Annotated in this window: 10 protein-coding genes; 2 read left to right on the top strand and 8 right to left on the bottom strand. The window is 62.1% G+C overall.

From position 1 onward, the window contains the following. Positions 1–68: 68 nt before the first annotated feature. The gene (locus ACTXGA_RS20015; protein WP_443396404.1) at positions 69–848 is read right to left on the bottom strand and encodes an HpcH/HpaI aldolase family protein; all 780 of its coding nucleotides are present in this window, start codon (positions 846–848) and stop codon (positions 69–71) included. Between the two features lie 131 nt (positions 849–979). On the opposite strand from ACTXGA_RS20015, the gene ACTXGA_RS20010 reads away from it, so the two are divergent. Continuing rightward, the gene (locus ACTXGA_RS20010) at positions 980–1645 is read left to right on the top strand and encodes a GntR family transcriptional regulator (RefSeq protein ID WP_443396403.1); all 666 of its coding nucleotides are present in this window, start codon (positions 980–982) and stop codon (positions 1643–1645) included. Here the strand turns inward: ACTXGA_RS20010 and ACTXGA_RS20005 are convergent. The 7 genes from ACTXGA_RS20005 to ACTXGA_RS19975 form a co-directional block, all read right to left on the bottom strand. After that, positions 1636–2769 (bottom strand): mandelate racemase/muconate lactonizing enzyme family protein, encoded by a 1134-nt coding sequence (locus ACTXGA_RS20005; protein ID WP_443396402.1) that lies wholly within the window; start codon positions 2767–2769, stop codon positions 1636–1638. The genes ACTXGA_RS20010 and ACTXGA_RS20005 overlap by 10 nt on opposite strands. Further along, positions 2766–4193 carry a sulfatase-like hydrolase/transferase gene (locus ACTXGA_RS20000; RefSeq protein ID WP_443396401.1) on the bottom strand — a complete coding sequence of 476 codons (1428 nt, stop codon included), beginning with the start codon at positions 4191–4193 and terminating at the stop codon, positions 2766–2768. The genes ACTXGA_RS20005 and ACTXGA_RS20000 overlap by 4 nt, the downstream gene beginning before the upstream one ends. Before the next feature lie 23 nt (positions 4194–4216). Next, the gene (locus tag ACTXGA_RS19995; protein ID WP_443396400.1) at positions 4217–5143 is read right to left on the bottom strand and encodes a DMT family transporter; all 927 of its coding nucleotides are present in this window, start codon (positions 5141–5143) and stop codon (positions 4217–4219) included. Then, on the bottom strand, positions 5140–6216 hold the full coding sequence (locus tag ACTXGA_RS19990) for an ABC transporter ATP-binding protein (RefSeq protein WP_443396398.1): 1077 nt from the start codon (positions 6214–6216) through the stop codon (positions 5140–5142). Before ACTXGA_RS19990 ends, ACTXGA_RS19995 begins: the two co-directional genes overlap by 4 nt. Positions 6217–6241: 25 nt before the next feature. Next, entirely contained in the window at positions 6242–7144 is a 903-nt protein-coding gene (locus tag ACTXGA_RS19985) for a carbohydrate ABC transporter permease (RefSeq protein ID WP_443396397.1), read from the bottom strand. A gap of 10 nt (positions 7145–7154) precedes the next feature. Then, positions 7155–8030, bottom strand: coding sequence for a carbohydrate ABC transporter permease (locus tag ACTXGA_RS19980; protein ID WP_443396395.1), 876 nt, complete (start codon positions 8028–8030; stop codon positions 7155–7157). A gap of 63 nt (positions 8031–8093) precedes the next feature. Continuing rightward, positions 8094–9374 carry an ABC transporter substrate-binding protein gene (locus ACTXGA_RS19975; RefSeq protein WP_443396393.1) on the bottom strand — a complete coding sequence of 427 codons (1281 nt, stop codon included), beginning with the start codon at positions 9372–9374 and terminating at the stop codon, positions 8094–8096. A gap of 181 nt (positions 9375–9555) precedes the next feature. Between ACTXGA_RS19975 and ACTXGA_RS19970 the strand changes: the two genes are divergently transcribed. Then, on the top strand, positions 9556–11496 hold the full coding sequence (locus tag ACTXGA_RS19970; protein ID WP_443396391.1) for a glycoside hydrolase family 127 protein: 1941 nt from the start codon (positions 9556–9558) through the stop codon (positions 11494–11496). The last annotated feature ends 43 nt before the right edge of the window (positions 11497–11539 follow it).

The raw sequence follows: 11539 nt of genomic DNA, 5'->3' as shown, positions 1-11539 counted from the left end.
GTTTAACATCCAGTGCTGCATCTTGTCGACCGGATTCTCCAGGTGCCGACAACACCGCTTGCCCGCCGTCATGCGCCTTGGATGCGCGCCCTCATGTCAGCCAGCAGGCTATCGCTGCCTTGCGCCAGCAGGCCGGTATCCGTGCCGCAGGCCACAAAGGAAAAACCTTCGCGCAGCAGGTCGGCGGCCAAAGCTCTGTCCGAAACCAGGGTTCCAACCGGCACCCCCATCTCCATGACGCGGTGTGCAGCGGGCCTGATACGATCCCAGACCTCCGGCAAACTGGGCTGGCCCAGCTTGCCCATGTCCGCGGCAATATCCGCAGGGCCAAAGAATACGCCGGACACACCCTCGACGGCGGCAATCTCTTCGGCCCGGTCCAGCGCGGCGCAGGTCTCGATTTGCAAGAGCACGGCTGTTTCCTCTTCGACACGCGCCGCATAGTCGGTGATGCGTCCGAATTTCGTCGCCCGGGTGGAACCGGCAACGCCCCGGATGCCGCACGGGGGATACCGCGTGGCCGCAACGGCGCGTTCGGCCTCTTCCTTTGTCTGGATCATCGGAAACAGCAGTCCGGGCGCCCCGATATCCAACAAGCGTTTGACCGCAACGGCATCGTTCCATTCGACGCGCACGATGGGAACCGTGCTGTAGGGGGCAAAAGCCTGCAACTGACCCAACACTGAGGCATAGTCGTTATGGCTGTGCTCCATGTCGATCAGGACCCAGTCGAAACCTGCGGGGGCCACGACCTCTGCGGCGAAGTTGCTGGCCAGGCTGATCCACAGACCGATCTGCGGGTCTTTCGCGCGCAGCCCGCGGGTAAACGGATTTTCGGGGTATTGCATAGGGTCGACGCCTTTCTGAATAGTAATATCATATGATATAAATGTCAGCTTTCTAACGCCCTGCGCCGCCCGGACTTGGATTGCGCCGCCCCTGCCCCTAAACATGGACAACCGCAAAATCCGGACGATCCATGGAACAAGACGCCTTTGTCACCGATGCTGAAAAAGCCTATGCCACGTTGCGGCAGGCCATCGTGACCGGAGGCCTGGCGCCTGGCAGAAAGCTCAAGATCGCCGAGCTGCGAAAGCAGTTCGGTTTCGGCGCGGCCCCCCTGAGAGAGGCCCTGTCGCGTCTGATCGGCGAACGGGTTGTCGTACAGCATTTCAACCGCGGCTTTTACGTGCGCGACGTTTCGGCGGAGGATGTCGAAGATCTGGGTCGGGTCCGGATCCTGCTGGAAAGCGAGGCGTTGCGCGACAGCCTGAGCCGTGGCGGTGACGACTGGGAGGCGCATGTTGTAGCGGCCTACCACAGCCTGAAGTTGGCCGAGGACAGGGGCACTGGCCCGCAGGAGATCGAAGAACGCAACCGCCTGTTCCACGACGCGCTGGTTTCGGCCACGCCGTCGCATTGGCTGCTGGACCTGCGCGGCCAGATCTATGCTCATCACGAACGCTATCGCCACCTGTCGCGCAGCCTGGGCGCCAGCGGGCGCGATACGCCCGCCGAACATGCGGCGATCTACAAGGCCGCCATTGCCCGCGACATCGACACGACCTGCGCGCTGACGGCGCGCCATATCGAGTTGACGACGGAATTTGCCCTGAAGGCAATGGCAGCCAGCACTCAGGCATAGGTCGTCGCGCCATCGGGCTTGTGCAGCAGGGGCCGCGACCAATGGGTGTATTCATCGGTCTGCAGCGCCTCTTCGATGATCTCGACGCCCCAGCCTGGACGATCCGGGCGTAAATCAAGGTGTCCATCCACGGGAATGTAGGGATCCGCGATCCAGGGCACGTCGCGATGCACCTTGTATTCGAGGATCTTGAAGTTCGGACAGGCGGCAGAGAAATGCACGTTATGCGCCGTCGCCAGCGGACCCATCGGGTTATGCGGCGCGACGGGAACGGAATGGGCATCGGCCACTTCGGCAATTCGGCGCATCTCTGTCAGCCCGCCGACCACGGCGATATCGGGCTGCACGATGTCCGCCCCTTGTGCCGTCAGCAACGCAAGGAATTGATGCCGGTTGAACAGCGCCTCACCCGTGGCCAGCGGAATGTTCAGCTTGGCCTTCATGGCGGTCCATGCCGGCATATGCTCGGGGCGCAGCGGTTCTTCGAGGAAGAACGGATCGTAGGGTTCGATGGCCCGCGCCAGCCGCACCGCGTCGATCCCCTCCATCAGCACCGAATGGGCGTCAAAGGCGATCTCGAAATGGGACGGCAGGCCTTCGCGCAGCGTGCGGAAGTAATCGGCCGTTGCCTCGCAGACCTCACCCCACCGATGCTGGAAGGGATGCTTGCGATAAGGCGACAGCTTGAAAGCCGTAAAGCCGAATTCGGCATGCAGGTTCGACAGGAGCTCGACGCCGTTGTCGGGCGCACCAATGGCGGTGCAATAGACCCGGACGCGATCACGCACATGCCCTCCCAACAGCTGGTAGACCGGGGCATTCAGCGCCTTTGCGGCAATGTCCCACAAGGCATGATCGACAGCCGAAAACGCCGCCAGGCCAAGCGCCCCGGGCGGGAAGCGTGCCACATGCATCAGCTTTTCGTGCAGAAAGGTGACCCGGCGCGGATCTTCGCCCAGCAGATGCGTGGCAAAATAGTCGAGGATCGGCGCCATCGCCCGTTCCGGCCCGTGGGCATAGGTTTCGCCCCATCCGGTGATTCCCTCGTCGGTTTCGACGGCGACAAGAACGCGCGGACGGTCATCGACCCGCTGCATGTAGGTTTTGATGTTGGTTATGATCATTGCTTCAGCGCCGGGTTCAAATGTTGTTGGTGGTCGTGCTGTTCATAGGCCGGGCGGCCGTCGATGTAGCTGCCCACCGGAAGCTGATATCCGCCATGGGCAAGCCCATCGTTTTCCGCCTTCATCCAGTCGAAGAGACGCGCCTTCAACCGGGCCTTTTCGGCGGCATGACCCACGTCGCCGGCGAGGTTTCTGCGCTCTCCCGGATCGGTTTCGAGGTCATAGAGTTCCTCGATGTCATGCGGGCTCCAGGCGTATTTGTAGCGGGCTTCGCGGATACCACGGAATTTGAACTGCCGTCCCTGATAGGCGTCGTAGCAGTAGAATGCCGCGTCCCGCTCCGGCCCGTCATAGCTGCGCGCGGCCTCTTCGGGCGTCAGAATGCCCGCTGCTTCACTGTTGGCCAGAAGGCTGGGCAGCAGGTCCCGGAAACTGACGAAGCTCTCGGCCGAGCGTGCCTCTGCCTGCCCCGCGTCGCGGATCATCATCGGGATGCGCATGACCTCTTCGTAAAAGAACGGCCCCTTGTCGAACCATCCATGCGCGCCCAGCATCTCGCCATGATCGGCGGTGAAGGCGATTGAGGTCGTCCCATCCAGGTCCAGTTCGCTTACCCGTCGACGGAACCGACCGAACAGATCGTCGATGAACGAACAGAACCCCCAGTAATGCTGGACCGTGCGGCGCCAGTCCTGCTGGGTCAGCCCACGGGTATCCTGACAGGGCCAGTAATGGGCCCCCTGCGCCTGCGGTTTGCCCTCTTCGGTGAATTGCGGGATGAAGTTGTCCGGCATGAAGTCCTCTGGCAGGTCATCGTACAGTCTGACCCAGTCTTCGGGGACGTGGTGCGGGAAATGCGGACCGGGCAGCGAGACGATCAGGCAGAAGGGCTTGCCGCTTGCCGACAGGCGTTCCAGCTGGGCAATCCCGGCCCTGACGCGCTGTTCGTCCATATGAACGCCCTGCGTGATCGTTCCATAGAACGGCGTTTTGCGCGGCTCCGCGAATTCCAGATCGTTGGCCGGGATCAGGGCCTGATCGCCGCCATCGCTGAGATGATTGTCGATCCCGCGTTCTGTCAGCGTCCCGGCCCCAAGGTGCCACTTGCCGATGAAGGACACCTGATAGCCCTCATCCTGCAAACGCTCCATGTAGGTGCGGTGGTGGGGGTGCAGCTTGCCGTGCGGGTAAAAGGACGACCCCTGCACATTGTCCATCGTGCCGTTCTGGTGGGGCAGCTTGCCGGTGAACAGGGTGCCGCGGGCCGGCGTGCACAGAGGGGTCGAGGTGAAGGCGTTCACATGGTTGGTGGATTCCTCCCTGAACGCCTGCAAGTTGGGCAGCTTGCACGGATGCCCCGGCTGGTTCAGCGTGTCCCAGCGCCATTGATCGGTGATGAAGAGAATGATGTTCTTCGCAGTCATGAGCGGTCTTTCGGTCTTGAGTGTCAGGCGGCAGGCTTCGGGCGTTCGATCCACCAGATCGTCAGACCCGCGCCGATGATCAGGGCAGCACCAAGGAAGAAGCCCGCGCTCATCGGATCGTCAAAGAAGACGATGCCCCAGAGGCTGGCCACGATCACCTGGCTGTAGAGGAATGGAGACAGGACAGAGGCAGGCGCGGCCTGCATCCCCAACTGGATGCAGACATGGGCCACGGTGCCAGTCAGCCCCATCAGCGCAAGAATGGCGATGTCCGTCAGGGCGATCGGGCTCCAGAAAACCGCTTGTGCCGGGGCCAACGCCAGGAAACAGATGACCGGCATCAAGGCCATGGCCGGAGCGACCTCGTCAGGGGCCGACAGGCGACGTGTCATCAGCACGTATCCGGCGGACCCAAAGGCCGAAAGCAGCGGCAGGAGCCAGATCAGAGACAGGCCCTCACTGCGGCCGGCCTCGGGGCCGACAACGACAAGCACGCCGCAAAACCCAAGGCAGAGCGCCGTGATACGCCGCCAGCCGATCCGCTCCCCCAGGAAAACCACGGACAACAGCGTCACGACCACCGGACTGAGAAACTGGATCACGGTCGCCTGAGACAGCGGCACATAGGCGATTGCCACGAACATCGAGGTCGACGCGATCAACAGGAGCAGCGCCCGAACCAGGTGCAGGGACAACCGACGGGTAAGATAAATCTGCCGCTTGCCCGTCAGGAACAGGAACGCGGCCACGAACAGCGCGTGCCAGCCGTAGCGGATGAACGAAATCTGGATCGGTGATTGCCGCACCGTCATTTCCTTGATGGCGGCGTCCTGCGTTGCAAGGATGGCTCCGGCCAGGGCCACCAACACCATGCCCGCCAACAAGGGGCGGGCCACAACGACAGAGGCGGGCGCACCCGCCTCCGGCACTGTCTGACAGCTGCTGCTCAATGGACAAGCGCCGCCTGTGCCGTGCCGATCCGCAATTTTGTTTCCGGATCAAAGAGATGCACCGCACCTCGGGGCATCACATGCAGCACATCCCCGTGCTTGCCGCTGATCCGTTCACGCATCAGGCAGGTCACCGGCTTGTCACCGATCTTTCCGACAACCTGCGTTTCCGCGCCTGTCGGCTCGGTCACATCGACCTGCACCGCCAATCCCTGCTGCGCCAGTTCGAAGGTGTCGGGGCGGACGCCCGCAATCACCGGGCGACCGGTCTGCAGCCCCTCGGCGCCGGACAGCGCCAGCACGGTGCCATCGGCAAACCGCACCCCGCCCGAGCAAGCCTCTGCCCGAAGCAGGTTCATCGACGGCGAACCGATGAAGGCCGCGACAAACAGGTTGGCGGGTTCGTCATAGAGCTCCAGCGGCGTGCCGACCTGTTCGATCCGCCCCTCGCTCATCACCACAATCTTGTCGGCCATGGTCATGGCCTCGATCTGGTCGTGCGTGACGTAGACGGCGGTGGTGCCAAGCCGCTGGTGCAGCGACTTGATCTCGGCCCGCATGGAAACGCGCAGCTTGGCGTCGAGGTTCGACAGCGGCTCATCGAACAGGAACACCTTGGGATTGCGCACGATGGCGCGGCCCATGGCAACGCGCTGGCGCTGACCGCCCGACAGTTCGCGCGGATAGCGGTCAAGGTAGGGTTCGAGGTTCAGGATACGCGCCGCATCCTGAACCTTGGCCCGGATCTCGTCCTTCGAGGCGCCCGCAAGCTGCATCGAAAAGGACATGTTGTCGGCCACCTTCATGTGCGGGTATAGCGCGTAGTTCTGGAACACCATGGCGATGTCCCGTGCTTTGGGCTGCAGGCCGTTGACCACCCTGCCGCCGATCGAGATTGTCCCGCCGCTGATATCCTCCAGCCCCGCGATCATCCGCAAGAGCGTGGTCTTGCCGCAGCCCGAGGGTCCGACGAGGGCGACGAACTCTCCGTCTTCGATGTCGACGTCGATGCCCTTGATCGCCTTGACCGCACCGTAGTTCTTGATGACCTGATTGATGGTTACATCTGCCATTTGAAATCTCCGTGTCGGTCGGACCTCAGCCCTTGACCGATCCCATTGTCATCCCGCGGATGAAGTGTTTCTGGAAAACGAGGAACACGGCGAGCGTCGGGATGGCGGCAACAACCGCGCCCGAGGCCACCATGTTCCAGGCGATCTCGTATTCGCCTTCGAAGGACAGGATCCCCACCGTCACCGGCTTCTTGCCAGAGCCCTGCGTCAACACGAGGCCCCAAAGCAGGTCGTTCCAGATCCAGGTGAATTCCAGAACGATCAGCGCGGACAGGGCAGGACGTGCCACCGGCAGGTAGATGCGGCGGAAGATCGTCCATTCATTGGCGCCGTCGATGCGGCCCGCCTCACGCAGCTCTCCGGGCACGGTGTTGAAGAAGTTGGTCATGATCAGCACCGCAAAGGGGATCTGCCGCATGATGTGGACGATGATCTGCGCGACGAAGGTGTCATGCAGGCCCAGATCGGACATGAGGCGAAACACCGGGATCAGCTGCGTATGGATCGGCACGAAGCTGAGCGAGACGATCACGAGGAACATCCAGATCCGCCCCTGGAACCGCATCCGGCTGAGGGCGTAGCCCGCCATCGTCGCCACAAGCAGCGTGCCGACAACAGAGGGCAGCGTGATGATCACCGACGCCCGCAGGTAGGGCAGCATCTCGATGAGGGCGCGGCCCAGGTTGCCCCATTCATAGCTGGACGGCAGCGCCCAGGCGCCGTTTTGCGTGATGTCCGGGATGGTGCGGATCGAGGTCAGAAGAGTCCCGAACACGGGCAGGAAGAACACCAGTGCCAGCAGCAACAGCAGAAAGATCTGCCCGCCGCGCATGACAGGCTCTTCAAAGCGCTCGCGAAACGTGCCGCGATCTTCTGTGCGGTTGGCTGCCGAAACGGTGGCCGTGATTTGTGTGGTTACATCGGTCATGTGCCTGTCCTCAGCTCCAGTCTCTTTCCTGGGCTTTGGCCATGCGGCGCACATAGGGCACCACCATGGTTGCCGTCATCAGGGTGACGATCACGCCAATCGCTGCGCCATAGCCGAACTTGTAGTTCCAGAAGGTCTCCATATACATCCGGTAGCCCACCACTTCGGAGGATCCGAACGGCCCGCCCTCTGTCATGGTCAGAACGATCTCGGTCGCCAAGAGCGCGTGGATCAGCGCCGAGGATACGGCAATGGTGCTGGCAGGTTTCAGCAAGGGCAGCGTGATGCGAAAGAAGATCTGCCGCCGCGTGCCGCCATCCACCTTTGCCGCCTCGATCAACTCCTGCGGGATCGCCGACAGGCCGGCAAGAAAGACCACCGTGGCAAAGGCCGTCTGCCGCCAGGCCGCCGCCGCGATCACCGAATAGGTCGCGGCCTCCGGCCCCAGCCATTCGACGATCAATCCGTCCAGCCCAAGTCCGATCAGCAACTGGTCCAGCAGGCCGACGTCGGGTTCATAAATCCAACCCCAGACAACGCCGACGATGGCAAAGGACAGGGCAAGCGGCAGAAAGAACACCGTCTTGATCAAACCCGCACCCCAGAATGTCTGCTTGACCAGCAGCGCAATCGTGATGGCCAGCGTATTGGGCACGATCAGGAATGCGATCACCCAGATTCCGGTATTCTTGAGCGCGTTCAGGAAATAACTGTCCTGGAACAGCATGACGTAGTTCTGCAATCCGATGAACTTTCCGGGCGCCGCGACGCCGACCTGGTCGGTCAGGCTGATCGCGAAGGTCTGGAAAATCGGGTAGGCGCCAAAGATCCCGTAGATCAGGATCGCGGGCGTCAGGAATAGCCAGGGCGTAAGCCGGGCGTTCATGGCACTCTCCTCCATATGCGCAGGGCCGGGCGGGGCGCGTTGCCCCGGCCCGACCCCACGGCCTCAGCTGTCGCCAAAGACGTCATTGCGACGGTCTTCCAGCATCTCCAGCACTTTCATGTACTGGTCCGGATAGGCGAGAAAGCGGGGCAGTTCGCGCTTGGCCACTTCGGTCACGCCGGGATGCGTCGCCAGTTCAAGGTTCTGGTGAAAGGGCGCGCCCAGCATGTCCTGGAACTTTTTGATCGTCGGCTGAAACGACGCCGGTTCGTAGATTTCGATCGGCACATCCTTGTTGGCGGCCATCCGTTGCGCCTGTGCGGCGAACAGCGCCTGCGGTTCGGTCTCGGACACGCATTTCAGCATTGCGATGGCATTGTCGGTGTTCTCGCCTGCCCCGCTGGCGGCCCACCCTTCGACGGCCCCCTCGACGGCGGGGTCGATGCCGTCCTTGATCATCGGGAAGTCAAAGACGTCGAAATCGGCGCCGGGTTCCAGCCCGCCCGTGATGAAGGTGCCCACGGTCCAGGTGCCCATCAGCTCCATCGCGCCATCACCCGAGATGAACTTGGTCGCCATTTCCTGCCAGCCAAGGCTGGACGTGCGGTCATTGAAATAACCCGCTTCCAGCAAACCTTTCCAAAGCTCCATCGCCTCGACCACGCGCGGGTCAAGATAGCTTTCTGTGCCGCTCATCAGGCCGTTGCGGAAATCCGATCCGGCGGTGCGCAGAACGAAGTAGTCGAACCAGAGCAGCGGCTCCCACCCGGATTTCGACCCGAGGATGAAGGGCGTCACGCCCGCCTCTTTCAGCTTGGCCGCGACATCCAGCAACCCTTCCCAGCTTTGCGGGGCCTCCAGACCGTGTTCCGCGAAGACACGCTTGTTGTACCAGAAGACATTAGGCTGGAACGTGGTCGGGATGGTGTAGACATTGCCGTCCGGTTCGGTGCTGGTGGCCTGCACGCCCTCGGGGTAGTTGTCCTTGATCTCCTCCCAAAGATCGTTCAGCGCCAGGATCTTGCCGGTTTCAGCCTGGAACTGCGACCGACCGCCGGCCCAGTAGGCATAGATGTCCGGAGGGGTCGAGCTGGACAACTGCACCGGCAGCTGGACCTCGTACTGCTTGGGCGGCGAGAAGTTCTCGATCAACTCGATGTCCAGCTTTTCGGCGCAGTGGTTCCACATCGCCATGCGCGGCGCCCGCGCCGATTCCGCCGCTGACCGGTGGAAGAGATGCACCTGCCCTTCGGCCATGGCCGGACCCGCTTCGATGGTCAATGCCCCTGCCACGATGGGCAGGCACAGGCACAGCCGCGCCACGCTTTGTTTCAAGGTCATCATCGTTTCCTCCTCCAATGGATCTTGTCGCTGGTATTGCATTTTATCGACAAAAATAAACATAATATGTTTGAGCAGCATCCGTCAAGCCAGATCAAAAAGCAAGATGGCTGCTCATTTTTCGCCCCGCGCCGCAGAACACAGCGGCAAGGCATTCACAGATAAATTCTTGGAGAACAGAGACATGGATGGAGCCAAACCGACGCTGGTGAGCACGCACGCCAGGCTGCGCCGCCCTTCGGACAAGGCCGTGCGCTGGACCGATGGTTTTTGGGCGGACAAGCAGGCCCTTGTCAGAACCGAGTCGATTCACAGCGTGCTGGACGCCATGGAAGACCCGGCAAACGCAGCCTATTTCGGAAACTTCCGCACCGTTGTCGCCGGGGGCGGCGCCTTTCACGGGCGGTACTGGAGCGATGGTGACTGTTACAAGGCGCTGGAATCGATCCTGCTGCTGACCGATGTCACCCCCGACCCGGACCTGACCGCCCTGATGGAGGCCTACATCGACACGATCAGCGCCGCACAGGAAGAGGACGGCTATCTCAACACCCAGATCACCCTGACCGATCTTGGCCGCTGGACCGACATCGAACATCACGAGATGTACAACCTCGGCCATCTCTTCACGACGGCCTGCCTGCATCACCAAGTGACCGGCACAGGCAAGTTCCTGGACATAGCCCTGCGTGCGGCAGACTACCTTTATGACACCTTCATCACCCGCGATCCCGACCTCGCCCGGTTCGGCTTCAACCCCTCGCAGATCATGGGGCTGGTCGAGTTGTATCGCGAAGTCGGCGACGCCCGGTATCTGGAACTGGCCCGGATCTGCGTCGAAAACCGCGGAATGCACCCGGACCTGCCCGGCAACAACGGCGACCAGAGCCAGGCCCGTGTGCCGCTGCTGAAAGAGACAGAGGCCGTGGGTCATTGCGTGACCGGCCCCTACCTCTGGGCCGGTGCCGCGGACATCGTGATGGAAACCGACGAGGCGCCGCTGATGCAGGCGATCACCCGCATCTGGGAGGACTCCACCTATCGCAAGATGTACATCACCGGCGGCATCGGCGCGCTGCACAAGGGCACCTCGGAACGCAGTCATCCGCGCTATGAACAGATCGCCGAGGCTTATGGCCGCCCTTACCAGCTGCCCTCCGACACCGCCTACAACGAGACCTGCGCCAATATCTCCAACGCGATGTGGAGCTGGCGGATGCTGCAACTGACCGGCGATGCCCGTTATGCCGACGTGATGGAACAGGTGATGTACAACACCGGCCTGTCGGGCGTGTCACTGGCCGGGACGCATTTCACCTATTCCAACCCGCTGCGGTTCAATGGTGAAAAACAGTTCATCGGCAACAATGACTCCCCGCGTCGTTGGACCCGTTGGACCTGTTACTGTTGTCCGCCTCAGGTGACGCGCACGATTGCCGGTCTGCACCGCTGGGCCTATTCCACTGCGGACGCGGCCGTCTGGGTGCATCTTTATGGCGGCAACCGGCTGGAAACCGATTTGGCCGCCGGGCCGATCACTCTGACGCAAAGCTCGGACTTCCCCTGGGCCGGGGATGTCACACTGACTGTTGAGGCCGCGCCGGAGGCGGAAACCACCCTGAACCTGCGCCTGCCCGGATGGAGCGCCGAAACGTCGGTTCAAGTGAATGGTGAAAGCGTGGAGGTGGCCGGGGAAGGCTCCCGCTATCTGCCCCTGTCCCGCAACTGGAAAACCGGTGACAAGATCCAACTGTGCTTCGACATGTCGCCGCGCATCCTTGTTGCGCGACCCGAAGTCGAAGAAACCCGCAACCAGGCTGCGGTGATGGTCGGACCGATGGTCTATTGCCTCGAAGGCGCAGACTTGCCCGAGGGCATGAGCATCGACGAAGTCGCTCTGACAGCGGAAACCACCTTCGAAAAGACCCCCGGAACCGGGATATTCGAGGATCTCGCCCTGCTGCGGACCCACCTGCCCCGCCGTGCGGCATGGACCGGTAAAGAGCTTTATGCGCCGCTGGCCACAGCACCAACCGGCACCGTTGATGTCACGCTGATCCCGTATTTTGCGTGGAACAATCGTGACGACAACACGATGGCCGTCTGGCTCCCGCTCAAAGGTTAAAGAAAGAGGGGCCACCGCATCGCTGCGGTGGCCCCGTCGGTCC

The sequence above is a fragment of the Antarctobacter jejuensis genome, from assembly GCF_052266595.1.
Lineage (GTDB): Bacteria > Pseudomonadota > Alphaproteobacteria > Rhodobacterales > Rhodobacteraceae > Antarctobacter > Antarctobacter jejuensis.
The sequence above is the reverse complement of the archived record's forward strand: the minus strand, read 5'-3'. Positions and strand labels throughout refer to the sequence as shown.